Annotated in this window: 26 protein-coding genes; 16 read left to right on the plus strand and 10 right to left on the minus strand. The window is 62.5% G+C overall.

Going from position 1 to position 26,124, the window contains the following annotated elements; all coding sequences use genetic code 11:
- Position 1 precedes the first annotated feature (1 nt).
- The 6 genes from flhF to HOP51_RS18910 all read left to right on the plus strand — a co-directional run bounded on the left by flhF (position 2) and on the right by HOP51_RS18910 (position 5,602).
- The gene (flhF, locus tag HOP51_RS18885) at positions 2-2,194 is read left to right on the plus strand and encodes a flagellar biosynthesis protein FlhF (RefSeq protein ID WP_234275430.1); all 2,193 of its coding nucleotides are present in this window, start codon (positions 2-4) and stop codon (positions 2,192-2,194) included.
- Positions 2,195-2,788 carry a hypothetical protein gene (locus tag HOP51_RS18890; protein ID WP_234275431.1) on the plus strand — a complete coding sequence of 198 codons (594 nt, stop codon included), beginning with the start codon at positions 2,195-2,197 and terminating at the stop codon, positions 2,786-2,788. It abuts the gene before it with no gap.
- 56 nt (positions 2,789-2,844) lie between these two features.
- On the plus strand, positions 2,845-3,207 hold the full coding sequence (locus HOP51_RS18895) for a flagellar protein FlhE (protein ID WP_234275432.1): 363 nt from the start codon (positions 2,845-2,847) through the stop codon (positions 3,205-3,207).
- 56 nt (positions 3,208-3,263) lie between these two features.
- The gene (locus HOP51_RS18900) at positions 3,264-3,968 is read left to right on the plus strand and encodes an RNA polymerase sigma factor FliA (protein ID WP_234275433.1); all 705 of its coding nucleotides are present in this window, start codon (positions 3,264-3,266) and stop codon (positions 3,966-3,968) included.
- A 139-nt stretch (positions 3,969-4,107) separates the two neighbouring features.
- Positions 4,108-4,926 (plus strand): motility protein A, encoded by an 819-nt coding sequence (locus tag HOP51_RS18905; RefSeq protein ID WP_234275434.1) that lies wholly within the window; start codon positions 4,108-4,110, stop codon positions 4,924-4,926.
- Complete coding sequence (locus tag HOP51_RS18910; protein WP_234275435.1) at positions 4,919-5,602, plus strand: OmpA/MotB family protein; 684 nt, start codon at positions 4,919-4,921, stop codon at positions 5,600-5,602. Before HOP51_RS18905 ends, HOP51_RS18910 begins: the two co-directional genes overlap by 8 nt.
- Positions 5,603-5,685: 83 nt before the next feature.
- Here the strand turns inward: HOP51_RS18910 and argF are convergent, their stop codons facing one another.
- Complete coding sequence (argF, locus tag HOP51_RS18915; RefSeq protein WP_159552533.1) at positions 5,686-6,606, minus strand: ornithine carbamoyltransferase; 921 nt, start codon at positions 6,604-6,606, stop codon at positions 5,686-5,688.
- Between the two features lie 157 nt (positions 6,607-6,763).
- On the opposite strand from argF, the gene HOP51_RS18920 reads away from it, so the two are divergent.
- Positions 6,764-7,114 carry a Grx4 family monothiol glutaredoxin gene (locus tag HOP51_RS18920; protein WP_159552531.1) on the plus strand — a complete coding sequence of 117 codons (351 nt, stop codon included), beginning with the start codon at positions 6,764-6,766 and terminating at the stop codon, positions 7,112-7,114.
- A 178-nt stretch (positions 7,115-7,292) separates the two neighbouring features.
- Entirely contained in the window at positions 7,293-7,955 is a 663-nt protein-coding gene (locus HOP51_RS18925; protein ID WP_234275436.1) for an HPF/RaiA family ribosome-associated protein, read from the plus strand.
- 16 nt (positions 7,956-7,971) lie between these two features.
- Here HOP51_RS18925 and rnt read toward each other — a convergent pair whose 3' ends face one another.
- Complete coding sequence (gene rnt / locus HOP51_RS18930) at positions 7,972-8,634, minus strand: ribonuclease T (RefSeq protein WP_234275437.1); 663 nt, start codon at positions 8,632-8,634, stop codon at positions 7,972-7,974.
- Positions 8,635-8,864: 230 nt separating this feature from the next.
- On the opposite strand from rnt, the gene HOP51_RS18935 reads away from it, so the two are divergent.
- From HOP51_RS18935 to HOP51_RS18945, 3 genes are all read left to right on the plus strand, one after another.
- A complete protein-coding gene (locus HOP51_RS18935) occupies positions 8,865-10,085 on the plus strand; it encodes an argininosuccinate synthase (protein ID WP_234275438.1) in 1,221 nt (406 codons plus the stop codon).
- Between the two features lie 118 nt (positions 10,086-10,203).
- Positions 10,204-10,503 carry an HlyU family transcriptional regulator gene (locus HOP51_RS18940; protein ID WP_234275439.1) on the plus strand — a complete coding sequence of 100 codons (300 nt, stop codon included), beginning with the start codon at positions 10,204-10,206 and terminating at the stop codon, positions 10,501-10,503.
- Between the two features lie 100 nt (positions 10,504-10,603).
- Complete coding sequence (locus HOP51_RS18945) at positions 10,604-11,731, plus strand: DUF294 nucleotidyltransferase-like domain-containing protein (RefSeq protein WP_234275440.1); 1,128 nt, start codon at positions 10,604-10,606, stop codon at positions 11,729-11,731.
- Positions 11,732-11,770: 39 nt separating this feature from the next.
- Here the strand turns inward: HOP51_RS18945 and HOP51_RS18950 are convergent, their stop codons facing one another.
- Complete coding sequence (locus HOP51_RS18950) at positions 11,771-12,988, minus strand: EAL and HDOD domain-containing protein (RefSeq protein ID WP_234275441.1); 1,218 nt, start codon at positions 12,986-12,988, stop codon at positions 11,771-11,773.
- Positions 12,989-13,520: 532 nt separating this feature from the next.
- Between HOP51_RS18950 and HOP51_RS18955 the strand changes: the two genes are divergently transcribed.
- A complete protein-coding gene (locus tag HOP51_RS18955; RefSeq protein ID WP_234275442.1) occupies positions 13,521-14,024 on the plus strand; it encodes a helix-turn-helix domain-containing protein in 504 nt (167 codons plus the stop codon).
- Between the two features lie 121 nt (positions 14,025-14,145).
- Here HOP51_RS18955 and HOP51_RS18960 read toward each other — a convergent pair whose 3' ends face one another.
- The 6 genes from HOP51_RS18960 to HOP51_RS18985 form a co-directional block, all read right to left on the minus strand.
- Positions 14,146-15,378, minus strand: a complete 1,233-nt coding sequence (locus tag HOP51_RS18960) for an EAL and HDOD domain-containing protein (RefSeq protein ID WP_234275443.1) — start codon at positions 15,376-15,378, stop codon at positions 14,146-14,148.
- A 218-nt stretch (positions 15,379-15,596) separates the two neighbouring features.
- Positions 15,597-18,332 carry a sensor histidine kinase gene (locus HOP51_RS18965; RefSeq protein WP_234275444.1) on the minus strand — a complete coding sequence of 912 codons (2,736 nt, stop codon included), beginning with the start codon at positions 18,330-18,332 and terminating at the stop codon, positions 15,597-15,599.
- A 4-nt stretch (positions 18,333-18,336) separates the two neighbouring features.
- Positions 18,337-18,537, minus strand: a complete 201-nt coding sequence (locus HOP51_RS18970; protein WP_201296890.1) for a hypothetical protein — start codon at positions 18,535-18,537, stop codon at positions 18,337-18,339.
- Entirely contained in the window at positions 18,534-20,597 is a 2,064-nt protein-coding gene (locus tag HOP51_RS18975; RefSeq protein WP_234275445.1) for a 3'-5' exonuclease, read from the minus strand. Before HOP51_RS18975 ends, HOP51_RS18970 begins: the two co-directional genes overlap by 4 nt.
- Positions 20,597-20,968 carry a response regulator transcription factor gene (locus tag HOP51_RS18980; RefSeq protein WP_234275446.1) on the minus strand — a complete coding sequence of 124 codons (372 nt, stop codon included), beginning with the start codon at positions 20,966-20,968 and terminating at the stop codon, positions 20,597-20,599. The genes HOP51_RS18975 and HOP51_RS18980 overlap by 1 nt, the downstream gene beginning before the upstream one ends.
- Before the next feature lie 105 nt (positions 20,969-21,073).
- Complete coding sequence (locus HOP51_RS18985; protein WP_234275447.1) at positions 21,074-21,361, minus strand: hypothetical protein; 288 nt, start codon at positions 21,359-21,361, stop codon at positions 21,074-21,076.
- Between the two features lie 282 nt (positions 21,362-21,643).
- Between HOP51_RS18985 and HOP51_RS18990 the strand changes: the two genes are divergently transcribed.
- The 4 genes from HOP51_RS18990 (at position 21,644) to HOP51_RS19005 (ending at position 25,324) form a co-directional block, all read left to right on the plus strand.
- Positions 21,644-23,317: a carbon starvation CstA family protein gene (locus HOP51_RS18990; RefSeq protein WP_234275448.1), complete on the plus strand. Its 1,674-nt coding sequence runs from the start codon at positions 21,644-21,646 to the stop codon at positions 23,315-23,317.
- Positions 23,318-23,331: 14 nt separating this feature from the next.
- A complete protein-coding gene (locus tag HOP51_RS18995) occupies positions 23,332-23,634 on the plus strand; it encodes a cory-CC-star protein (RefSeq protein WP_234275449.1) in 303 nt (100 codons plus the stop codon).
- A 155-nt stretch (positions 23,635-23,789) separates the two neighbouring features.
- Positions 23,790-24,797, plus strand: a complete 1,008-nt coding sequence (locus tag HOP51_RS19000) for an ArsA family ATPase (protein ID WP_234275450.1) — start codon at positions 23,790-23,792, stop codon at positions 24,795-24,797.
- A 116-nt stretch (positions 24,798-24,913) separates the two neighbouring features.
- Positions 24,914-25,324 (plus strand): ketosteroid isomerase-related protein, encoded by a 411-nt coding sequence (locus HOP51_RS19005; RefSeq protein WP_234275451.1) that lies wholly within the window; start codon positions 24,914-24,916, stop codon positions 25,322-25,324.
- 55 nt (positions 25,325-25,379) lie between these two features.
- Here the strand turns inward: HOP51_RS19005 and HOP51_RS19010 are convergent, their stop codons facing one another.
- The gene (locus tag HOP51_RS19010; RefSeq protein ID WP_234275452.1) at positions 25,380-26,123 is read right to left on the minus strand and encodes a YdcF family protein; all 744 of its coding nucleotides are present in this window, start codon (positions 26,121-26,123) and stop codon (positions 25,380-25,382) included.
- Position 26,124: the final 1 nt, after the last annotated feature.

Here is a 26,124-nt window from a genome sequence, read left to right on the forward strand (position 1 = left end):
GATGAGTGTCATGCGTTTCGTTGGCATCAACAGCCGCGAGGCCATGCGCCAGGTCCGTGCGGCCCTGGGCGATGAGGCATTGATCCTGGCCAATCGTCATACCGAGCAGGGGGTCGAGATCCTGGCCATGGCCGAATCGGTGGCAGCGGAGAGTAGCGCCGAGGCGGTGACGCCACCCGCCACTGAGCTCCGGCAGCAGAGCCCGGCCGCACCCGTGCATCAGGACCCGGCCCAGGCTTTCGAGACGATGAGCGCACGGCTGCTCGAAGAGATGCGCGCCATGCTTGCCCGTGAGCGCAGCCAGGCGGAACCGGCCGATACGTTGAGCGAACGTCTCATCCTCACTATGCGGGAAGCCGGCTTCGGCCAAGCCTTGGCCGACGAGGTCGTGGCGACCCTGCCCGAGGAGCTGGCGGCCGGTAGCACTCTGGATGACCGGGCACTTTCCTGGCTGACACGCCAATTGGTCAAGCGGCTCGGCAGCCTGGATGATGAAGCCGGATTCATGGATCGTACCGGCATCATCGCCTTGATTGGACCCACTGGAGTGGGCAAGACCACCACCACCGCCAAGTTGACGGCACGCTACGTCATGCGTCACGGCACGCGTCCGGTGGCATTGGTGACGACCGACAGCTTCCGTATCGGCGCCCATGAACAGTTGCGGATCTACTCGCGCCTGCTCGACGTACCGATGTATGCGCTCAATGCCGACCAGCCGGTATCGGAGCTGCTGGGGCGCATGAAGGGCAAGTCCTGGATCATCATCGACACGGTGGGCATGAGCCAGCGCGATCAGCGTGTCATCGAGCAGGTCAGGCACCTGCACGGCGGTGACTCACCGGTTCGTCTGGTACTGCTGCTCAATGCCGCCAGCCAGCCGGAGACTCTCGAGGAGGTGGTGGTGCGCTACCGTCAGGCGGCTCAGGCTGCTGGCGGCGAGCTGCACGACTGCATCATTTCCAAGCAGGATGAGGCGGGCCGGCTGGCACCGGTGCTGGACATCATCATGCGCCATGGGCTGCGACTGCTGTTCGTCTCGCATGGTCAACGGGTGCCGGAAGACATGTCGCTCGCCGATCCCGCTGCCCTGATCGAGCAATCTTTCGCCGAGCGTGTACCGCTGACCGCGCCCCTGGCTCGTCCGGTGACTGAGCCGGTCGCGAGGGGAACGGGCAGCCTGTTGGGACAGGGGCGTCGCTTGGCGACGCTGTTGCGCACGCTGCGTCAGCACCTGCCGGGATTCGATCGGCTCGAGGAAGTCTGGAATCTGCCGGGACTGCCCGTTTCGATCCAGCAGCAACGCCTGGATTCGCTGTTGGCGGAATACCCTCATTCCGGCCAGGCACTTGGCATGCTATGGAGCGAGCGGCGCCGTGTCGCGGGTGAAGCCTGGTCGATGCCCGATGTGGCACTCAGTCCGGAAGGCATCTGGCTGGCGCTGCCGCTGCTGCAGCATCGCCAGGTAGCAGGGCAGCAGGCGCGCCTGGAGGCGGCACTGGAGCAGTGCGAGATTGGCGTGCATCTGCTGAACGGTCTGCCCGACGGTGAAGCCGGTGCGTGGTTGGAAGACCAGGCACTGAGCTGGTGCAGCCAAGTGCGGGGTAGCCAGCGGGTCGAGCATGCCGCCGAACGTTCGTCGTTGGCGATGCTTGGCGCCGTAGGTGAACCCGTCGGGGAAGTCCGCTGCCGCTTCCGCGGCGTGCCTGGCCGCCTCGAGCTTGCCACGTTGCCTGTTGGGAGCATGCTCAAAGGTAACCGGCGCGAGAGCCTGGACGCTCGTGCCTGGTTCGGCGAGGTTCGTGACGAGGAAAGCGGCAGGATCCTGGCCAAGCGCTATTGGCTCACTCCGGCGCGACTGGGCCGTGGGCCGCAGCCGTTACTGCTGGCCTTGCTGCAAGCGGAAGTCCTGCCGCAGCTTGCCCGCCGTGCCTGGCGGCACCTCGACCCGGGGGCATTTGGGGAACTGCGTGCCGACGTGCGTCTGCTGATGGCGAGTGGCCTGGCAACGGTGGCGGCTCATCTGGATATTGCCGAAGACGAGGGGGCGATGGATCTTCGGGCGGAACTGTTGGGACTCGGCGGTGGGCGTCGTCGGCGCCGTGACGTTGCTTTGCTCGAGTCGTTGGTACAACTCTTCATGGTGCGCGATTCCATTCGCCACCTTGGCCTTGGTGAACGGGAGACAGGCTAGATGGGATGGGACCAGGCCGCTGGACTGCGCCAATGGGCAGCAAAGGGAGCCTCGCAGGAGGATTGCCCGGCATATGTGGCCGAAATGCTGGTGGAGCTGGCTGCCGCCGGAGGCGCAAGCAAACCCAGGCCGCAGGCTGCTGTGAAGCCGCCGGCCAAGCCGGCGCCGAGCACGGCCGCCGTGCCTCCGCGCACGGCGCGTAACGCTCAAGAGGCGACGTTGATGGTGCTGGGCCTGCCGGGTACTGCCGAGCGCCACACTGCCAGGGTGACTGAAGTGCTGGAGTGCTGGGCGCGAGAGGGTCGCCGCTGGGTCGGCAACCCGCGTGCCTGGAGCGTCGTTGCCCTGCCCATCAGCAGCCCACACTTGTCGGTGCTGGCCGCTCAGCAATCGCACTGGGCGCTGTGGGTGGATGACGACCTGGAGGCCTTCCGGCGTGGTTATCGCATGCTCCGTCAGATTGCCGAGCGGGGTGGCCCGCAACGCCTGATTGCCGTGCACCCCCCGGGAGTAGGGCGCCAGGGCCTGCTGAGCAACCTGCAGTACGTGGCGCAGGATTATTTCGGCATCGAATTGTTGGTATTGGCAAGATGAGATATTGCAGGAGCCGTTGGTTCGCGGCCATCGCAGCGAGCGGTTTTTGGGTGGGCATGGCACAGGCTGCCGGCAGTTGGGTGGCCACCGCCCCTGCGCTGACGGTGGTCATGGTCGAGCGCCCGATGAGCTCCGCCGCTATGTTGCCGCCCACGCCCGAGCTGGCGCGTGGACAGGTCATGGGGCGGGTCGGCTGGCAATATCAGGCTCCGGTGGGTGGCGAGGTGAACGCCTGGTTGTGCCACCCGGGAAACTGCGTGCGTCTGCCTGGGCCACGAGGGCAGACCGCAGCCATGGCCGGGCTGCCGGCCGATACGCCACTGCATTTTCAGTTTTCACTGCAGGATCGCCGCCAGCGTGCCACGACCCTGCAAGGGCTGCAGGTGATCGTCAATCATGAACACCCGCAACGTCCCTGACCCGTCGAGCCATCGAATCGAAGCTCGAGGGCATCGTCAGACGTGAGAGCAAGCGCATGTACACAGCACGAGGCAAGATCGAACAGGCAGACCTGCTGGATGAGTACCTGCCGCTGGTAAGGCGCCAGGCGCTCTCCATGCAGGTCCGGCTACCGGCAAGCATTGAACTCGATGATTTGATTCAGGCCGGCATGGTAGGACTGCTCGAAGCTCTGGGGCGCTTCGATGCGACCCAGGGAGCCAGCTTTGCCACCTTCGCCAGCCAGCGTATTCGTGGCGCAATGCTGGATGAGCTACGCAGTCGCGACTGGCTGCCGCGCAGCGTCCGACGCAACGCTCGAACGGTAGACGAAGCCGTGCGACGTCTCGAGCAGCAGTTGGGGCGGCCGGCCGAGGAGAGCGAGATCGCCGCCGAACTTGGTATGGAACGGGACGAGTACCGCCAACTGCTGAGCGACACCAATAGCGGACACCTGTTGCCCTTTGAGGTGCTGATGGCCGAGGGCATCGAGCTGGGCATCGAAGATGCCTCCGTCGATACTCCCTACCGCGTACTCGTCGACGAGGAGAAGCGACAGCAGTTGGCCGAGGGCATCGAGGCGCTTCCCGAGCGCGAAAAACTCTTGATGGCGCTCTATTACCAGGAAGAACTCAACCTCAAGGAGATCGGTGTCGTGCTCGGCGTGACCGAATCGCGTGTGTGCCAGTTACACAGCCAGGCGGTGAGCCGGCTGCGGGTGCGTCTGACGGAACCTGATTGAAGGTCGTTCAGCGTTTCCTTTGATCTACATCAATTCTCGCATGCTTTTTCACTGGCATGGCTAAAGTAGTTGTTACTGCAGCCGAATTGCACCGTTAGGCTTCGGCTGACAAGTCGGCCCCGTACGCTCAGGAGCTTCAATGAATCCATCTACCATCATCGGCATGATTGCCAGCACGATACTGCTGGTCAGCGTACTCTTCTTCACCGCCGAGTCTCCGCAGAGTTTCATCAACCTGCCCGGGCTCGCCATCGTGCTGGCAGGTACCATGGCGGCGACGTTCATCAGTTACCCGCTGAAGGAGGTCGTCCGGGTCGTACGCCTGGTGGGGCTGGTGTTCCGGCGCGAGAACACCTACATACGCGATGACATCAAGGAACTGGTCGACATTTCGCGGCTATGGTTCAAGGGCGACGTGAGAGCCGTCGAGGCGGCGCTGGAGAAGGCCCGCAATCCCTTCCTGCGTACCGGCATCCAACTGGTGATCGCCAATACCAAGGAGGAGGAGATCTTCGACCTGCTGCGTTGGCGTATCGCGCGGCTCAAGGCGCGTGAACATGCCGAAGCACAGATCTTCCGCACCATGGCCACCTATGCGCCGGCCTTCGGCATGATCGGTACCCTGGTCGGGCTGGTCAACATGCTCGAGGTCATGGAGTCGGGCGACCTGCACGTCATCGGACCGCGCATGGCGGTGGCGCTGTTGACCACCTTCTACGGCATCCTGCTGGCCAACCTGGTGTTCAAGCCGATCGCCGTGAAGCTCGAGCGACGCACTGAAGAGCGGTTGATCGCCATGAACATGGTGCTGGAAGGGATCTCGCTGATCACCAAGCGCCGTTTGCCCTCGTTTATCGAGGAGACTCTGAACTCCTTCGTCGCCAACTATCACGACGAGATTCGCGACTCGGTCGTGACCAAGCCCGATGCCACTGACGGACAGACGCAAAATGCTTGATCGCAGCACGCGAGACATGCTGCACCCTCCTCCTATCGAGCCAGGGGAGGGCGAGGGCTGGCTGGTGAGCTATCTCGATGTATTGACGCTGTTGATCACGCTGTTCGTCCTGCTGCTCTCGCTGGCCGGTAACGGCCTGGCCGTAAAGGGCAGCCGACACGGCGGTGAAGCGACCGCACTGGTGACTCCGCAGGCTGAGGTCGCCGCTCGGATGGTGGCGGGGGCGGGGATCATGCCGAATCACAATGGCCTGCAGCCACGTTTCCCGGGACTCGAGATCGAAGGTGTGAGCGTCTTGGAAGATCAGAAAGGCGTTACCCTGCGCATTGAGGACAACCTGCTGTTCGATAGCGGCCAGGCCATTCTTACCATGCAGGGGAGAGAAGTGTTGGGACGCTTGCGCGATGTCCTCGCCTCCTTCGAAGGTGAGGTGTCCGTGGAGGGGCACACCGACAGCATGCCCATTGCGACCTCTCGTTTCCCGTCCAACTGGGAGCTTTCCTCGGGGCGCGCCATTGCCGTGCTGCGCTACCTGTCCGAACTGGGCGTGCCGGCCGAGCGGCTGCGGGCGGTGGGCTATGCCGAGACGCGACCGCTGGAGAGCAACGAGACAGCGGCAGGGCGAGCTGCCAATCGGCGCGTCGAGCTGTTGCTGCATCAGGACGCGAGCGGCTAAGCGCGGTCGCAGGCGGCTCGCTCGAAGGGGATGGAGGATAGCCGCAGCGTCGCGGGGACAGGGCACGACGATGCGGCGAAAGCTCAGTGGTCGACGCGACCCAGCAGCAGGAACTCGATCAGTGCCTTCTGCGCATGCAGTCGATTGCCGGCTTCCTGCCACACCACGGCGCGCGGGTCGTCGAGCAGGGTCTCGCTGATCTCCTCTCCGCGGTGGGCCGGCAGGCAGTGCAGGAACAGCACGTCCGGTTTGGCCTTGTCGAGCAGCGCCTCGCTGACCTGGAAGCCGGCGAAATCGGCCTCGCGCTTGGCCTGTTCCTCCTCCTGGCCCATCGAGGCCCATACATCGGTGGTCACCAGATCGGCGCCGGCTACGGCTTCGGCGGGGTCGTGCAGTAGGGTGACCCGGTCGCCAGCGGCCTCGAGGATGTCCTGGCGCGGCTCGTAGCCTTTGGGGCAGCATACGCGCAGTTGGAAGTCGAACTGGCGTGCGGCGTTGATCCAGGAGTGGCACATGTTGTTGCCATCGCCGATCCATACCGCCGTGCGCCCGCGCACGCTGCCACGCAGCTCGGTCCAGGTCATCACGTCGGCCAGCAACTGGCAGGGGTGATAATCGTCGGAGAGGGCATTGATCACCGGCACTGAACTGGCAGCGGCGTACGCCTCGAGGCCGGCATGAGAGAAGGTGCGGATCATCACGATATCGACCATCTCCGCCAGGACCCTTGCGGTATCCTCGATCGGTTCGCCCCGGCCAAGCTGAGTGTCTCGCGGCGAGAGGAACAGGGCGTGGCCGCCGAAATGAGCCATTGCCGTTTCGAACGAGACCCGTGTTCGTGTCGACGATTTCTCGAAGATCATGGCCAGCGTGCGGTTGGTGAACGGCGCGTAGGTTGGTCCTTGGGCACGCAGGCGGTTCTTGATCGTGATGGCGCGCTGGATCAGGTAATGCAGCTCTTCGGGACTCAGGTCCAGCAAGGTCAGGAAATGGCGTGTCGCCATGGCGATCTCTCCGCGCGAAAAACCACCATCCTATCCAGCCGGCGGGGGATGCGCAATTCGCCCGTCATCAGTAGAATGGGACCAAGAGCAAAAGGCCGAGCGCGGTACTCGGATATTACCGGCACCCTCGGCGTCCACGATCCAACCTGGAGCGCACATGAGCACTACCCTCGAGAACATTCAGCGCCAGATCAGCGAGAATCCCATCCTGATCTACATGAAGGGCACTCCCCAACTGCCCCAGTGCGGCTTTTCCGCCCAGACCGTGCAGGCCCTGATGTCGTGTGGCGAGCGCTTCGCCTTCGTCAACGTGCTTGACAACCCGGACATCCGTGCCGAGCTGCCCAAGTACGCTAACTGGCCGACATTTCCCCAGCTATGGGTGGAAGGCGAGCTGGTGGGTGGCTGCGACATCGTCGTAGAGATGTACCAGAGCGGCGAGCTGGAGAAGCTGATCAAGGACGCGGCGGCACGTACCAAGGCCAAGGAGGAGGGAGGCGAAGCCTGATTCCACCTCGATACGGCATGCCCCGACAAGGCCCGCAAGCTTCGGCTCGCGGGCCTTGTCGTTTCCGGGCTGCGTCCACGAGCTTGATACGTTAGGAAACCAAATGACGAAGCAACGGGTTTGAAATCCCCTGCCGGCATGGCCACGCTGACAGCTGAGTGGCGAAATGGATTCAGGCATGCAACGCCAGGGAGGCAAGATGCAGACACCATTGGAAATCACCTACCAGCACGTTTCACGTTCCGACTGGATCGATGAGTACGTCAGGTCGCGCGTGGCCAAGCTGGAGCACTTCAGCAAGGATATCGTGTCATGCCGCGTCACTATCGAACAGACCCAGAACCCCCATAAGACGGGGAATCCGTATCGCGCCCTGGTCGAGGTGTCCCTGCCGGCCAAGGGAGAACTCGTCGCCGAGAAGAGCGACAAGGTCACCGACCCACAGGTCCAACTGCGCCCCATCATTCGTAACGCCTTCGAAGCCATGGAAAAGCAGCTCAAGAAACAGACGGCGAAGCGCGTTGGTAAGGTCAAGCAGCATAACGATGAGCCGATACCTCCAGTGGCGACGGTGGTTCGCCTATTCGAGAAAGATGGCTACGGTTTTCTCAAGAGCCTCAGCGGTGAGGAATTCTACTTCCACAGGAACTCGGTGCTGCACGATGATTTCAAGCGCCTGACCGTAGGTGCCCGGGTGCGCTTCGAACCCGATGAAGGCGAGGAGGGGCTGCACGCCAGCACCGTGCAGATCATCGACAAGCCGGGGGTTGGCGGCACGCCAGGCGAAGATGACCTCGACATGCCCGCCGGCTGGGAGCAGGATACCGGCACCCGCCATTAAGCCTCATCGCTGGGCTTTACAGGTCCTCCAGGCCCTGTTCCCGTTGCGCCAGCGTCCAGCCGCCGAGATCCTTGTAGCGGTTGACGATGGCGCAGAACAATTCCGCGGTGCGTTCGGTATCGTAGCGTGCCGAATGCGCTTCATGGTTGTCGAAGGGAATGCCCGCGGCGCGGCACGCGCGGGCGAGTACCGTCTGGCCGTAGGCCAGACCCGACAAGCTGGCGGTATCGAAGCTGGAAAAGGGGTGGAAAGGATTGCGTTTGATGCCGCAGCGGGTGACCGCGGCGTTGAGGAAACCGTGGTCGAAGGCAGCATTGTGGCCGACCAGCACGGCGCGGGTACAGCCGTGAGACTTGATCGCCTTGCGAACCGGGCGAAAGATCTCACCAAGGGCTTCGGCTTCGGAGAGCGCCACCTGCTGGCGCAGAGGGTCGTCGAGCTTGATGCCGGTGAAGTCCAGTGCCGACTGCTCCACGTTGGCCCCGGAAAAAGGCTGCACATGGTAGGCGTAGGTCGCGTCCGGCATCAGGTTGCCATCGGGGTCCATGGTCAGCGTCACGGCGGCGATTTCGAGAATGGCATCGCGCTCCGGATTGAACCCCCCGGTTTCCAGATCGACCACCACCGGCAGGAAACTGCGAAACCTCTGTGCCATCAGCTCGCGAGTCGCCTCGCTCATGCGCCTCTCCTCATTACGCGTCACGCGCCTCTCTCTGTCGTCGTCAGTCGTTGTTGCTCGTCTGCCGTTTCGGCATCGGCTTGCTGCCGGCAGGAGTTCCCTGTCCGGCCGGCAGTCATGAGCAAAAAGTCTATCAGCTCGGAGGCGATACGTCCCGCCGCCGGTATTCGCCGGGCGGCAGCCACGCTATACTGGACGCCTTGTGACGCTTATCTGAAAGGAGCCCCCGAATGTCCGATGTCAAGAAGGTCGTGCTTGCCTATTCCGGCGGCCTGGACACGTCCGTCATCGTCAAGTGGTTGCAGGAAACCTACAACTGCGAGGTCGTGACCTTCACCGCCGACATCGGTCAGGGCGAGGAAGTCGAACCCGCACGTGCCAAGGCTCAGGCCTTGGGCGTGAAGGAGATTTATATCGAGGACCTGCGCGAGGAATTCGTACGCGACTACGTCTATCCGATGTTCCGTGCCAACACCATTTACGAAGGCGAATACCTGCTGGGCACCTCCATTGCGCGCCCGCTGATCGCCAAGCGCTTGATCGAGATTGCCAACGAAACCGGTGCCGACGCCATTTCCCACGGCGCCACCGGCAAAGGCAACGATCAGGTGCGCTTCGAGATGGGGGCCTACGCGCTGAAGCCCGGCGTGAAGGTGATCGCCCCCTGGCGCGAGTGGGATCTCACTTCCCGCGAGAAGCTGATGGCCTACTGCGAGCAGCACGACATTCCCGTCGATTTCTCCAAGAGCAAGAAGAAGTCGCCGTACTCCATGGATGCCAACCTGCTGCACATCTCCTACGAGGGCGGCATTCTCGAGGATCCCTGGGCCGAGGCCGAGGAGGACATGTGGCGCTGGAGCGTGTCGCCGGAAGCCGCTCCCGACAAGCCCACCTACGTCGAGCTGACCTATGAGCGAGGCGACATCGTCGCCATCGACGGCAAGCCGATGAAGCCCCACGAAGTGCTCGAAACCCTCAACAAGCTGGGCGGCGACAACGGCATCGGCCGTCTCGACATCGTCGAGAACCGCTACGTCGGCATGAAGTCCCGCGGCTGCTACGAGACCCCGGGGGGGACCATCATGCTGCGCGCCCATCGCGCCATCGAATCGATTACCCTCGACCGCGAGGAAGCGCACCTCAAGGACGAGCTGATGCCCAAGTACGCCAAGGTGATCTACAACGGCTACTGGTGGAGCCCGGAGCGTCGCATGCTGCAGGCCGCCATCGACGAGACTCAGAAGAACGTTTCCGGCGTGGTGCGCATGAAGCTCTACAAGGGCAGCGCCACCGTGGTGGGCCGTAAGTCGGAACAGTCGCTGTTCGACGAATCCATCGCTACCTTCGAGGACGATGCCGGCGCCTACGATCAGAAGGATGCCGAAGGCTTTATCAAGCTCAACGCCTTGCGGTTACGTATTGCGGCCGGAAAGGGCCGCCAGCAAGGCTGATTGCCTGTCGATCTGCTTTGAATGCGCCGGCCAGTGGCCGGCGCTCTCGTTTGGTGGGTTCGCATTGAAAGAGCTCGTAGGGAAGAATTCGTAGGGAAAAGCCATAGGGGAGAGAACAATGCTGAAGAAACTGTTGAGCGGGTTGTTCGGAAGCGGCGAAGCCAAGCCGGAGAATGCCAAGGCCGCCGAGCCGGTCGAGTACAACGGCTATCAGATCGTCTCGGAGCCGGCTGAGCAGAGCGGGCAATTTCGCGTCAGCGGTTGGATTCGCAAGCCGGGCGAGAATGGTGAGGTGCGAGAGCATCGCTTCGAGCGTTCCGACCTGGTTCCGGGGCGCGAAGCCTGCGACCAGTTGATGGTGAGTAAGGCACAGCGTTACATCGATCAGATCGGCGACGACATGTTCGAATCGCGCTGAAGCGGATTTGGCCGCGAGGCGACTTCATCCCTTGGCCCAAGTGCCTCGCGGGCCTTCTCTCGTTACACTCGCTTGATGGGGTCGGGCAACGGGAGACGACATGCGTGTGCTGCATCGGGCTTCACCCTGGCGGGAGCTGTTCGTAGGCGATGGCGAGCCGGAGCCGGTGGCTCTGCTGGCCCCTCTGTGCGCCGCGCTGGACGAGTTGGGACCAAGCCCCGATCTGCCTACCGCCCATGCCTGGCAACTACGCCTGGTCGAAGCGCTGCAGCGGCTCGACCTGCCTGCCTGGCGCATCAGTCAGTTGATCAGCGATCACAACGACCTGCTCTATCGTCGTGCCATACAGCTCTCGCTGGACGAGATGCAGGGCCAAGGGTGGGGTAGTCCGCCGGTGACGTTCTGTGTGCTCACGCTGGGCTCTGCCGGCCGTCACGAGAGCCTGCTTGCCCCCGATCAGGACAACGCCATGATCGTGGCTGATTACCCAGACGCTCGTCACTCAGAGATCGACGGTTTCTTTCAGGCCCTGGGGGAGCGTTTCACTGCACGCCTCGACGAGGCTGGCATCCCGCTGTGCAACGGCCATGTCATGGCGCGCTGGCCAATGTGGCGCAAGCGCCTCTCCGAGTGGTGTGACCAGCTCACGCTGTGGACCCAGGAGCGTCGCGTCAAGCGTGTCCAGCAGAGCAATATCCTGCTCGACTTTCATCCAGTATTCGGCGATGCCAATCTGGCCGGCGCGCTGGCGGAACATGTCGCCCAACTCATGCCTCGGGCCGGTCTGTTCCTCGATGAGATGGCGCAACTGCTCGATGAGCTACCCGTGGCGCTGGACCGTTTCGGCCGGCTGTCCGGAGACGGCGAGGGGGCGCCTCACGAGAACGCTCTCAATCTCAAGCGACAAGGACTACTGCCGTTGGTCAATGCGGTACGTCTGTTGTCGTTGCGTCATGGTGTCAGGGTGCCCGATACGCGCCGGAGATTATCGGCGCTGGTACTCAAGGAAGCGCTCACGGCGCGCCAGGCGAGGTCGGGTATCGCCGCGCTGGACCGTCTTCAGGAGCGGTTGCTGATGGAGCAGTTGATCAACCTGAAGGCGGGGGGAGCCGCCGATGGATGGATCGATGTCGTCAGGCTCGAGGATGACCACCGATTGTTGCTACGGTACGACATGCAGGCGATTCGAAGCCTGGTCAGGCTGGCACAGGGGAGTGCTGGCAGGTAATTCCAGTCTTGAGCGCTACGCATGTCCCTGCTGTCACTCCTATGACGTGGACGTGAGGGCGGTCAGGAGTTCATTGGCCTGATGGTGAGCCTGTTGATAAATATCGAACAGGCAGGAATTGCCATCGTATGGCGCCATCTGGCGCATGGCGAACTGCCGCTCCGTCCCTTCGATGCATTGCAGCACATTTCCGTAAACTCCTTCCCGGCGCAGTATGGCATCGCTGGTGGCCGGCTCGAGTTCCAGACAGCTGAGAAACTCTTCGCGTGGGATGCCCAAGAGCAGCTCGGCCGTCGATAGCAAACCGATGAAATAGGCATCCTGGCTATTCAATTGGTCCCGCTGGGCCAAGAGTTCGCAGGCCTTGGCGCGGGTCAGCGCCAACTCCGCGTATGCGGATGGTGCGTTGCCGAGCAACCCGAAGAGCGTCACCCAACTGGAAAGCTGCCGGAAGCCAAGGTGAGTCACTGCGTCCTGGATCGAGCCGATGGGCATGAGCGGATGATAGTAGGCGCTATTGACGATGCGGATCAGCTTGATGGCCAACTCAGGATCAGCCTGAATCAATCGGATGACTTCGCCGATGTCCGGTTCGGATCGACAAAGCTCCTTGAGGAGGTGAGTTGCCTGTAGCGTCGCGGGAGGGATTTTTTTGCCATACACTGGCGCCGGCCGCGCGTAGAAGTACCCTTGGAAGAGTTCGAATCCAAGTTCGAGGTAGGCGTCGCGCTCTTCTCGGGTTTCGATCCGCTCGGCTATCCACGTTGCCTCAAGATGTGCGAAACGCTCGCGGTACGCCCGTGCTTCCGCCAGGGACGACACTTGAATGTCGATCTTGATATAGGAGGCGAAGGGAAGCAGGGGGTCCCACTCCGGGGCAAAGGCGAAATCGTCCAATGCAAAGCGAAAGCCCTGCTGGTGCAGGCGGCTGACGGCCTCGACCAAGGCGGGTGTGGGCGTTATCCGCTCGACCAGCTCGATCACCACATGCGCCGGGGATACCGGCAGAAAATGGCGTGCCATTAACAGATCGGCGGATACGTTGAGGAAGGCCGGCGCCCGGTAATGAAGGGTCTTTTGCGATATGGCCGTACACAACTGGTAAACCACTTCCGCTGTAGCGTGGTCTTCACCGACATCCAGGGCGCTCAGGCCCTGGTCGTTGCGATAGAGCAACTCGACTCCACGCACATTGTCCGCGCGATCGAAAATCGGCTGCGAAGCCAGTAAGAGATTATTATCCGGTCCCTGTGTCATGCCTTGACCCTCGGACTCTTATTTTTCCGTTATCGGCAGCGCTTTGAAAATACTTTAACTTGGATCAAGTAAGCTGGCTTGGATTAAGTAAGCGGACGATCGGCTCATGAGTGCGCCGGGCGAATCCATGAGCAGGCGGGGTGCCTTTCAGCATCGGAGCATCGTCGTCCAGGGTCGGTCGCCCAAAGAGGCGAAGGTTGCCACTGCTGTTTTGCCAACATTGCGGGAGGTGCGGGCAATGTTATCCTGTCGGTCTATGCCATCTATCGACAGTCCTTGCCATCGGAGCGGTAAGGTGCCGAGTTGCGACGCCACTTTATCGACAAGCAGCAGGGCTTGGGTGGCGGTACCGAACGCCATGGCTACGTCAACATACCCATCTCTGCCAGATAAATGGGTTAGTGTCACAGATGTTAGCCCATTAATGCCAATCTGTGCAAGCCTTTTTGCAACTGTGTTGGAAATAAGTGCGTATCTATCGAAGTGGCATCGCTTCTATATAATTATCAGCGGCTTACTGGAAATGCGACACGTGAAAAAGAAAAGTGTTACGCACGACGCCCCTTCAGGTGCAGCAGAGCTAGGCAGCACACTAAGCGATAGGCTACGTGCTTGTGCGCGTATCGCAGGGAGTGGCAATGCCCTGGCAGATAAGTCCGGGGTGGCTAGACGGACGCTCGAGAATTATTTCAGCGGGCGGAGTGAGCCCAAAGGGGCGGCGCTCGCCTCAATCGCCAAGGCCGTGGGAGTGAGTGGCCATTGGCTTCTTACCGGTGAAGGACAAATGCTGCTCGAGGAACTGGCCGACCCGCAGTATAGGGAGCCTGCCGTTGGTAGTGGCATTGCCCACGACTTCGACACTCTAGAGGAGGTCATCGCTAAGACTTGTGCCTTGTTCAAGGCCAAGGATATCAAGCTACGGCCCGAGGCCGAGGCCAAGGTGATCCGGCTAATTTACGAGTACTATCTGCGTCATGGCGATGCTATGGATGAGGCTACCATGAATAATGTCATAGCACTGGCCGCCTTCCGCTGACAGGGGAAAAAGGTAGGCACCGCTTGGTCAATACCATTTGGGGTGCAGTATTGCGGTGATTGGTAACAATTAAATGGACGTTGTCCATCCTGCGGCTCGGGGGGCGACTTTCGTGGTTTACTTACTCGGTAACGGTTTCCTGCGTGAGCGTGGCCAGCAGTTCGAGTGCGGCATGCTGCGCTTGGTAATACAGTTCTGACAGCTTCTCTTCCTCGGTGTTGCGGACCGGCTGCCGCTGGGCATGGCGACGCTCGGCTTCCTCTATGCGGTTCAGAAGGCTTCCATAGCTCCCTTGGTGCAGCAATACTGCCTTGCGGATCGTGGTATCGATCTGCAGGTCGGCGAAGAACTCATCGCTGGGGATGCCGGTCAGCAGGTCGACCGTAGAGAGCAGACCAATGAAATAGGCGGTTTGGCCGTCCAATTGCTCCTGATATGCGAGATGCTCGCAGGCCTTGGCGCGTGTCAGTGCCAGCGAGGCGTATGGGGAATAGGTATGGTCGAGCAGGCCAAATAGCGTCACCCAACTGAAGAGTTGACGGAAGCCCAGACGGATGACGATGCCCTGGATCGAGACGATGGCGCGATAGCAGGGATAAAAGGCGCTATGGGCGATGCGTGTCAGCTTGATGGTAAGTTGTGGGTCGGATCCGATAAGGGAGGAGATCTCAGCAATATCGGGCTCGGGTCGGGTGAGTTGATTGAGTATTTGCGTGGCTTGGAGTGTCGCCGGTGGGACCTTCTTGCCATAGACCGGGGCGGGGTGAGCGTAGAAGTAGCCCTGAAAGAGGTCGAACCCCAGCGCCAGACAGGCGTCATGCTCGTTACGCGTCTCCACACGCTCGGCGATCCACTGCACGTCCAGATGGGCGAGGCGAGTGCGGTGCTGCTTGACTGTCGCGAGGGACAATGAGGTGATGTCAACCTTGATGTATGAGGCCAGTGAGAGTAGCGGATCCCAGTCGGGTGTAAAGGCAAAGTCGTCCAGGGCGAAGCGAAATCCCTGATCATGCAGGCGGCGCACGGCGTCGACCACTCTCGGGGTGGGGGTGATGCGCTCGACAAGCTCGATGACGACCCGGTCGGGTGGCAACGGAAGAAAGGGCTGGGCGAGCAGGAACTCGGTGGAGACATTGATAAACGCCGGTACTCGAAGCAGTTCGGTCCTGTCGATGATGGCAGTGTTGAGATGGTAGATCAGCTCCGAGGTGGCGACATCCTCACCGACATCGAGTGCGCTTTCGCCAGCGTCATTGCGGTAGAGCAACTCGACCCCATGAGTGGTTTCCTGACGGTCGAAGATCGGCTGTACTGCCAGTAAGAGGTTGCCTACCCCCTTTGATGCTGGTGTCATGCTGGCTGCCCCTTATGCTCCCCTGCTACTCCTTTCGCCGGCTTGCCGTCCAGGTGCATGGATCGGGCAGCTCCATGCATGACAACCTAGCTTGTTTCTTCCATTCTTGGCAATATCTTTCTTTTCTTAAGTTTGGCAAAAAGTGCGTAATTCACTCTGCTTCTTCGCTCGTCGGCGAGAAGAGGCTGGGCTGCGTCATGCCCTGGGCGTGTGACCGTTTATGCTGTCGGTGCCTCAGGCAGCTCCATTATTAGGCAGGCACCGTTCAGCGTCGGGGCATCATCGACCCAGAGCCGGCCGCCCAGATGAGTGACGATCCCACGGCTGATTGGCAGACCCAGGCCGCTGCCGCGGGGGCGGCCGCGGGCCTTGCCGCTGGCGCCGCCGTAGCGCTTGATCTGATGGAATTTCTCGAACACTCTCTCGCGCTCCTCCTGAACGATGCCTGGGCCGTTGTCTTCCACGCTCAAGCGGAAGTTCTGCTGATGGCGGGACAGGTGGAGCCTTACCCGCGGATTCTCGTCGGCGGCGAACTTGCCGGCATTGTCGAGCAGATTGATGATCACCTGCTCCAGGCGGTCGGAATCGCCGATCACCGGAGCTTGGTCGAGTTCCAGGTCGACCTTCAGTTCTACGCCGCGATCCTCCTGCAGCCGATGCACCGCGTCCACGCTGTGGCGTACCAGTGCCACCAGGTCGAGCCGCTGCGGTGTCAGGGTCAGACGGCCGCTCTCCAGGCGTGCCAAGTCGAGGATTTCCTCTATCAGACGCGAGAGCCGTTGGCTCTCCAGTACCACCACCTCGAGGAAGTGGATGCGTTTCTCTTCCGGCAGGTCCTTGCCGTCGCGCAGGATCTCGGCGAAGGCGCGAATCGAGGTGAGCGGTGTGCGCAGCTCGTGGCTGACCATGGCGACGAATTCGTCCTTGAGCCGGTCGAGTTCGCGCAGCCGCTCGTTGGCGGCACGCAGTTCCTCGCCGATCTTGGCCAGCTCGTTGGATTTCTGCTCGAGGCGCCGGTTGTATTCCAGCGTCTGCGAGGTGGTATCGAGGATGCTGAGAATCGATTCCAGGTCAAGTGCCTCGCCACGTACGACGGAATTGATCAGCACCCGCGCCGACGCGCTGCCCAGCGCACCCGACAAGGCTTGTTCAGCACGTGCGATCAGGGTTGGTGGTGCGGGCGCATCGTCAGCCTGGGTGCCCTGTGGGTCGGCCAGGATGCGAGCCGTGGCGCTGGCGCCCAGGTAGCGGTTCAGCAGGCTCTTGAGTTCGCCGCGGGTGGTTTGGCCACGCCAAAGCGAAGTGTGCTGCAGTCCGGGATTCATGGCTTCGGTGAACAGTGCCGCCTGGGTCTGCTCCACCGGGCTCTGGCGGGTGAACAGTGAAATGCCGACCAGCAGGCCAATGTTTACCAGCAGGCTCCATAGCAGGGCATGGCTATAGATATCGAAGCCCTCGAGGCCGAACAGGGCATAGGGGCGCAGCCACTCCAGGCCAAAGGGACCCTGCACCAGGAAGGTGGCATCGAGCCAGCCCGACTGAGCGAAGCCTGGCAGCAGCAGGGTATAGATCCAGGTAATGAAGCCTGCCAGCAGCCCCAGGCTGGCACCGGATCGGGTTGCGCCGCGCCAGTACATGCCGATCAGCATGGCCGGGGCAAACTGGGCCGTGCCGACGAACGACACCAGCCCGATGGTCACCAGGCTGTAGGAGTCGCCGATCAAGGCATGGTAGAGATAGCCCAGCAGCAAGATCAGCACGATTGCCACACGGCGGATGCCCAGCAGCCAGCCGGCCAGCTCGCCCTGGGAGCTTAGGTGGAGCCGTTTGGAGCGCAGCAATAGCGGCATGATCAGCTGGTTACTTACCATGGTGGAGAGCGCGATGGTTTCGACTATCACCATGCCGGTGGCCGCCGAGAGCCCGCCGATGAACACCAACAGCGGAATGCCCTCGATACCGGCCGATAGCGGCAGGGTCAGGACGAAACTGTCGGGGTCGCTGTTGCCCGCCGGTAGCAGCAGGCCGGCCATGGCGATGGGAATCACGAACAGGTTGATCGCTACAAGGTAAAGGGGAAACAGCCAACTGGCACGCGCCAGGTGGCGCTCGTCGACGTTCTCCACCACCAGCACCTGGAACTGGCGCGGCAGTGTCAGGAAGGCGAGAAAGGCGAGCACCAGGGTGCCGGCCCAGCCGATGGCGCCGCCGGGTACCGCCTCGAGCCCTAGCGCTCCGCTGATATGAGGGCTGTCGGCAACCTGACGGAACAGGTCGAAGGGGCCGTTGAAGAGCACGAATACGACGAATATGCCGACGGTGAGGAAGGCCACCAGCTTGACCAGAGATTCGAAGGCAATGGCCGCCACCATGCCTTCGTGGCGCTCGCTGGCGTCCAGGTGCCGGGTGCCGAACAGGATGATGAAGACCGCCAGCACCAGTGCGACCCAGAATGACTTGTCGACCCAGAAGCTCTCCTCGACCAGGCGAAACTCGGCGGCCTCCGGGTAGTTGACCAGCACCGCATGGCTCAGGGTAATCGCCTTGAGCTGCAAGGCGATATAGGGCGTGACACCGATCAGGGCGATGAGCGCCACCAGCGCACCGAGACTGGAACTCTTGCCGTAGCGGGCGCTGATGAAGTCGGCAATGGAGGTAATGCGCTGGGTACTGGCGATACGCACCATCTTGCGAATCAGCAGCGGCGCCATCAGCATCGCCAGCGTCGGACCCAGGTAGATCAGCAGGAAACTGGGGCCGAACTCCGCCGCACGACCCACGCTGCCGTAGAAGGTCCAGGCGGTACAGTAGACCGCAATGGAGAGGGCATAAACGGTGGGCGAACCAATTACCGAGCGGCCCTGTTCGGCGCGTCGGTCACCCCAGGCGGCTATCACGAACAGCAGCGCCAGGTAGCCGAAGGCGACCGTCAGTACGACCGGGTCGGTCCTCATCGCGTCAGCTATCCTCCCGACGATGCTCCATCAGCCAGGCGGCCAGGCCAATGACCAGTAGCCAGGCCACGAACAGATAGAGCGGCAGCCATGACAGCCCGGCGGTGGAAGGCCGGTCGAAGATCAGTACCAGGGGCGGTGAGAAGAGCAGCGTGGCCAGGCCGATCAATGCGACCAGCCGTGCCTGGGGGCCGGAGGCGCTCATGTGCACGCGTCCTCCCGGTCGAATGCGGTGGCCTGCAGCGCCAGCGTTTGCTCCAGGGTCTCGATGCCGCGTGCCTCCAGTCGCGGTAACAGTGCCAGCCACAGCTCGGCCGTCATGCGCGCGTCTCCCAGGGCGGTGTGGCGGGTGCCGGGCGGAAAGCTCAGGTCGTAGCGTTCGGCGAGAGTGTCCAGATCATGGCCATCCAAGCTTTCGTCCAAGGCACGTGAGATCAACAGCGTGTCCAGCACCGGCATCTCGAGGATGACGCCGGTGCTGGGAGTCTGCAGGGCCAGCAGGTCGAATGCCGCATTGTGGGCCAGTATCACGGCATCGCCGATGTAGTCGCGAAAACGCGGCAGAATGACCGGCAATGGCGGGGCGCCGGCGACATCGTCGTCGGTGATACCATGAATCGCCGAGCTGGTGGGAGGGATCGTTTTGCCGGGGTCGATCCGTGCGTCGAAGATGTCGCTGGCCAGCAGGCGTGAATTGACGATTCGGCATGCGCCGATGCTGATCACCGTGTCGCCGCGCCGCAGCTCCAAGCCGGTAGTCTCGGTATCGAAGGCGACGATCTCCAAGGCACGCAGTGGGCAGCGGGCCAGCTCGGCATCGGGCGGCGGCAGATCGGCGATGCCGAAATCATGGAACTCAGGGCGCGGCGGCAACTGGCTGGGCGGGGCGCCGACGCGGTCCACGGCGGGCAGCGGCAGGCGCAGGCGGGCGTGCCGACCATCGTCGTCAGCCAGACTCCAGGCATCGCTGGCGTGCTGGCGCAGCAGGTCGCCGATCCGGGGGGAAAGCGGCAATGCGGCGAGATTCTGTTCGCACCATGTGGCCAGTGTGCGTTGCGGTAATGGACTGCCGGGCCAGATCAGGTCGAGATAGACACGGCGATTGCCGAGCAGGATCTCGCCCTCGAAATGCGTGGTGCCGGTATGCTCGCTCAGGCGCTCCAGCAGTGCCTCGAGCATCACCAGCAGGGCGGGAGCATCGCCCTTGAACCAAGCCGGCATACCGATGGGCAGAACCTCGAGGGGCCTGTCGCCCAGTCGCTCATTGAGCGATTGCCAGAGGTCGTTGGACCACAGTGGCACCAGCCGCTCGCCTTGCTGCTGCATGTCCTCGATCAGACGCCCGAGGTCTTCGATCTCGTTGCCCAATGCGCGGCTTTCCTCATCGATGACCGCTTCCAGGCGTCGACGCAAGGTGTCGTCGATATGCCGGGTATGGCGTGCGCTGCCCAGCGCTTCGGCGGCGCTGGCCAGGCTAGCGCCGTGCCGGCGCAGCGGGGCGACTCGGTCGGCGAGGTTGGCACGAGCCCCCATCTCGCTGTTCCATACGGAAGTGGCATCGGTCAGTGTCAGCAGCGTTTCCCCATTGCTTTGAGGTACCCGGCGCAAGATTACGTGCAGCCAGCGCTCATTGCAGGGCACCAACAGCTCGCGAGGGGAGCCGTCGTCGGGCAGTTGGCCCAGGGAGTCCTGCAGGCTTGAGATTGGCAGCAAGGCATCCAGACGCTTGCCTAGCCCAAGCCCCGGGTGATTTGCGAACAGATTCTCGGCGGCCTGGTTGAATAGCAGCAGGCGGCGGTGGTAATCGCAGAGCAGCAGTGGTATGTCGAGCACCTGCAGCAGCGTTTCGAGTTCCTGGCGTATGCGCGCCGCACTGCGTGCCCCTTCGGCATGCGCCGTGGCCAGGCGCGCGCGATCGCTGCGCCAGGCCTCGCGCACCCGCACCAGGTCGGGGCCAAGGCCGCGCAGCCAGCCTTCGGGCGGATAGTCGTCACGGGCGTCGGGATTGGCGACCAGTCGTGCGAGCTGCACCTGAAGATGGCGCAGTGGAGTGAAAAGCATGCGTTCGAGCAGCAGGCCGACCAGGAAGATGGTGCCGCCGCCGGAAAAACAGCCCAGCCACAGGACCAGGCGAGCGAAGCCTTGGGGCTGGAACAAGCTGTCCAGCCAGGCCGCAAAGATGGCGCCTCCCAACAGGCTGATACCGCTGAGCAGTAGCCACAGGCCGATCAGGCGCTGGCGCTTGGGTAGCTTGCGCCCGAACATCAGGCGTCCTCAGCGAGCAGGGCTTTCACCTTCTCGACCAGGGCCTGGGTCGAGAAGGGCTTGGTCACGTAGTCGTCGGCACCCAGTGCCAGCCCCTTCTCCCGTTCGACTTCGCGCCCATGGGCGGTGAGCATGATGATGGGGAGCCTGGCATGCCGGGGGTCGTGGCGCAGTTGCTCCAGCACGTCGAAGCCGCTCAGGCCGGGGAGGCTGATGTCGAGCAGGATCAGATCGGGCGGCGATTGCTCGACCTCGGCCAGGGCGCCTTCGCCATCCTCGGCCGTTGCCACCTCGAAACCGGCCTGCTGCATCAGGAACTCCAGCGAAAGGACGATATTGGGCTCATCGTCCACCACTAGCACCTTGGCCATGCATCACTCCTCGAGAGTCTTGTATGTTATTGATCATTAGCCTAGTGCGCGTGTGGGGAGCGGCAAAGACGACCTTGGCAGAAGAGACGGCCGTCAGCGCATGGGCTAGCGCGGTTCGTCGCTGCCCTTCTCGAGTCGCCAGCGTTTGGGTCCCAGCGGGCCGAGCCATAGCCACACCTGCAGCAGCACCAGCACCGGTAACAGCCAGGCTGGTGCGCCGGTGGTGCGGATCAGGACGTAATAGATCAAGTAGGCGGTTACGCCGGCGGCAAGCCCCACCAGCGTGAACAGGAAGGCACGTGCCTGGCCTGGCTGGCGGGTCACACGAAAAAGCATGCCAATGAAGGCGCCAAAGGCGCCGGCCATGGCGAGTTGGAGCAGTGTCTCTTGCATGAGCGTCTCGTCTTTCCACGGGCGGACTTCCTTCCGGCAGCGTAACGTGCGCGTTCTGTCGGTGCTGTAAGACTTTTGATCGGTTGGAAGGAGCCATACGACTTTAGCTGTAAATCGTTGACGCGAGAAGGCCGCGAATTGGACTTAGGGTCTCGCTCTGCGCATTCTTTCCCTGGCAGACTTCCTTGGCAGAGTCAGGCGTACTGCCGGACCTGGCGCGTCGCGTAACAGGCGAGCCGGCAAGAAAGATAAAAGATAATCCTCAAACAGGAGCTGACCAGAATGAGTGCCATCATCTTGCTGATTCTTGGTCTTGGGGGTATGGCAGCGGGGTACTTTCTCTATTCCCGTTTCATAGCCACCAAGATCTATCGTCTCGATCCCGATTTCAGAACGCCAGCCCATGAGTACGAGGATGGGGTCGACTTCGTGCCGACTAATCGCTATATCCTCTGGGGCCACCATTTCACCTCAGTGGCAGGGGCTGCCCCCATCGTCGGGCCGGCCATCGCGGTCATCTGGGGTTGGCTGCCGGCCTTCCTGTGGGTAGTTCTGGGAACCGTGTTCTTCGCCGGCGTGCATGATTCCGGTGCCATCTGGGCCAGCGTGCGCAACAAGGCCAAGTCCGTCGGTGCGCTGACCGGCGACGTGGTCGGCGCCCGGGCCCGCAGCATCTTCATGATCGTCATCTTCCTGGTGCTGCTGATGGTCAACGCCGTGTTCGCCGTGGTCATCGCCGGGTTGATGATGAACTTCTCCAGCGCCGTGGTACCGGTATGGGGGGCCATTCTGGTCGCGCTGATCATCGGCCAACTGATTTATCGCCGCATTCTAAGCCTGCCGGTGGTATCGATTCTCGGCGTCATCGCCCTGTACGTGCTGATCTTCATCGGCCCCTCGGTACCCATCCAGATGCCGGCCGAGGTAGGGGGACTTTCCGGTAATGCGGTGTGGATTCTGATCCTGTTCGGCTATGCCGCCATCGCCTCGATGCTGCCGGTATGGGTGCTGCTGCAGCCGCGTGACTATATCAATGGTCTGCAGCTGTTCATCGGCCTGATCGTACTCTACGGCGCCATTCTGCTGCTCAACCCTAGCGTAGTGGCGCCGATGATCAATGGCGACCTGCCGGCAGGCACGCCATCAATGCTGCCGCTGCTGTTCGTCACCATCGCTTGCGGTGCCATTTCCGGCTTCCACGGTCTGGTTTCCTCCGGCACCACCTCCAAGCAGCTCAACCGCGAAACCGACGCGCGTTTCGTCGGCTATTTCGGCGCCGTGGGCGAGGGCATGCTGGCACTGGCGGCTATCTTGGCTGCCACGGCCGGTTTCGCTACCTTCGCCGACTGGCAGGCGGTTTATACGGCCTTCGGGGCCGGGGGTGTCAACGCCTTCGTCGAAGGCGGCGCCTACATGATTCACAACGGCCTGGGCCTGCCCGAGGTGACCGCAGCGACACTACTGACCGTGATGGCGGCGCTGTTTGCCGGTACCACCATGGATACCGGCCTGCGCCTGCAGCGCTACATTTTCCAGGAGTGGGGCGTGATCTATAACCTCAAGTGGATGACCAAAAACGTACCGGCCACGCTGCTCGCCGTGGGCAGCTGCTTGCTGTTGGCCTTTGGCGCCGGAGGGGCCGGTGGAACCGGCGGCATGATCATCTGGCCGCTGTTCGGCACCACCAACCAACTGCTGGCGGGTCTGACTCTGCTGGTGGTCACGGTGATGCTGGTACGCCTGCGCCGTCCCATGTGGTACACCCTGGCGCCGCTGTGCTTCCTGCTGGTGATGACCATCGCCGCGCTGCTCATCCAGTTGCGCACCTTCTTCAACGAGGGCAATTACTTCCTGCTCTTCGTGGACATCGTGGTGCTGATTGCCGCGATCCTGGTGGCCATGGAATGCGCCTCGGCGCTGAAGCGCTCGCGGGCGGAAGTGGCCCGTCAGGAGTGAACCGGAGGCATGCAATGAGCGACGATCATGACAAGGAGCATGACTCTCGTCGCGAGCGGGTTCGGGCCTGGCTGAGCCAGGCCCGATTCGTCGCCGAAGAGTTCTACAGCGCGCGCTATCGCGGCGCCATCGCCCGCGCCAAGCGCGACGAGGACGACCTGTTCATGCTGCTGGTATTCTCGGAGATGATGGGCGTTCCCAACCCGGCCGCCTATTACACGCTGGAGCTGCAGCCGTTGTTGCTCGAGCGCTTCCACGAGTGGCATCGGCGCATGGGCATGGAGCGCTCGCCCTTGGAGCATTTCAGGTGCTGTTAGCGTCCGGACCTCGAGCGAGCGGCGCCGGGGACAGGCCGCAGCGGGGGGCTTCTTCCAGGGGGGAAGAAGTATTGCCCAGGGAAGGGTTTACAGCGCCCCCGCATAGGCCTGTCGCCGGATTGGCCGCGAAGCCACCATGCTTCATAGGATGTGACATGAGAGAGTTACTCGACAAACGCCTGCTCTGGGTGGGTGGAAAAGGCGGCGTGGGCAAGACCACGGTAGCTGCATCGCTGGCGGTGCTGGCCGCTCGACGCGGGCGCCGGGTGCTGGTCGTCTCCACCGACCCGGCTCATAGCCTCGGCGACGTCTTCGACCGCGAACTGAACGATGCGCCGCGGCGCCTGCTGCCCAACCTGGACGCCATGGAGATCGACCCGGACGCCGAGGTCGATGCGCACCTGGCCCGGGTGACCGAACAGATGCGCCGTTACGCCGCACCGGAAATGATGGCCGAGCTGGAGCGTCAGATGCGCCTGACGCGGCAGTCTCCTGGCGCGCAGGAGGCCGCGCTGCTGGAACGGCTTTCACGTATCGTCAGCGACGATACGGCGCCCTACGACCTGGTGATCTTCGATACCGCGCCCACCGGGCACACTTTGCGTCTGCTGACCCTGCCCGAAGCCATGGCGGCCTGGACCGACGGCCTGCTGGCGCACAATCGCAAGTCCGAGGAGTGGGGCAAGGTGCTCTCGCATCTGACGCCCAAGCGTGGCCGTGACGTGGCCACACCCTTCGACGACCCCCAGGAAGACCCCTTGGACGACCTCGACGAGCGCACGCGTGACGTGGCGCGCACGCTGCTCGAGCGACGGCGTCTGTTCCATCGTGCCCGGAGACGCATCGAGAACGCACAGGAGAGCGGCTTCCTATTCGTGATGGCTCCCGAACGACTGCCGATTCTCGAGACGGCACGTGCCGTGCAGGCTCTCGAAGCAGTCAAGATTCCGGTGGCAGGTACCTTGGTCAATCGGGTGCTCCCCGACGATGCCGACGGTGAATTCCTGCGTGCCCGACGCGAGCAGGAGACCACGTACCTGGCCCGCATCGACGAACAGTTCGCCCATTTGCCCCGTCCACGGTTGGCGCTACTGCCGAGCGACGTGCAGGGCATTGCCATCCTGGAGACGCTTGCCAGCCGGCTGGAGAGTGTTGGCTTCTGATCGCGTCCGTTGGGCCGTCATTGCTGTATGGCAATGAACAAATCCATTCTCACCGGCTAATGCCTCGTTGCCGGGGCGTTTACACTGGCGCCTGAATTTTCCAGGAGAGCCCGACGATGTCCGAGAGTGGACGACTGATCCAGCGATACTATGACGCCTTCAACCGTGGCGACTGGGCCGCCATGCTCGAATGTCTCGATGCCGAAGTGGCACATGACCTGAACCAGGGGCCACGCGAAACGGGACGTGACGCATTCCGCCAGTTCCTGGAGCGCATGGATCGCAGCTATGTGGAGCGGCTGGAAGACATCGTGATCCTGCCCAGTGCAGACGGTCACCGGGTAGCCGCCGAGTACACGGTACACGGCGAGTACCGTGCCACCGATGAGGGATTGCCACCGGCGACTGGACAGCGCTACGTGCTGCCCGGCGGTGCCTTCTTCGAAGTGGCCGAGGGACGGATCACCCGAGTGACCAACTACTACAACCTTGAGGAGTGGCTGCGTCAGGTGGGCGCCGAAGCATAAGGCGACATTGATGAGGCGGTGAGCGCCCCTTGGTGCGGCCAAGGGGCGAACGGTGCTACGGCAGCAGGCCGCGTAGCGACTGGCCGGCACGCCCCAGCCACTCGTTCAAGGCGCGTGTGCTCTGGTTAAGGTGATAGGCCCGGGGTAGCCAGGCCTGGAGCCCTTCGGGCGGCGGGCTGGTGAATTCGGTCGGGGCGGGTACCACGGCTAGACCCTGGGCTTCGAACTCCGCCACGGCACGCGGCAGATGCCAGGCCTGAGACACCAGCGCCACCCGGGCGATATCCTCGGCGCGCAGCATGTCGGCACTGAAACGAGCGTTCTCCGCCGTGCTGCGGCTCTCGCCTTCCAGCCAGCGTACCGGTACGTCGAAGACGTCGCGCAGGGCGACGGCCATCAGATTGGCTTCGGCGCTTTCCTCGTTATGTACCCGCCCGCCGCTGACTAGCAGCGGCAGTTCGGTTTGACGATGGAGATGGGCCGCGTAGGCCAGTCGGCGCCAGGTGGGATTCGCTGGCGCGTCGCCCCAGCCGAATTCGGGGGCCTCGTAGTCACGTCCGCCGCCGAGAATGACGATTGCCTCGACGCTTTCCAACTGCGCAGTGGACGGAGTGGTATAGGGCTCCAGCCCCTGGCGCAGGGTATGGCTGGCCATTGGCGTGGCAAACAGCAGCAACCCGAACAGACCCAGCATGATCAACAGGGCGCCGAGAAAGCGCTTTGGGCTCAGCAACAGCCCCAGGAGCACCAGCAGCACGTTCAAGGTGGGCGGCAGGAGTAGGATCTTGAGCAGTGTCATC

The organism is Billgrantia zhangzhouensis, assembly GCF_021404465.1.
Lineage (GTDB): Bacteria > Pseudomonadota > Gammaproteobacteria > Pseudomonadales > Halomonadaceae > Halomonas > Halomonas zhangzhouensis.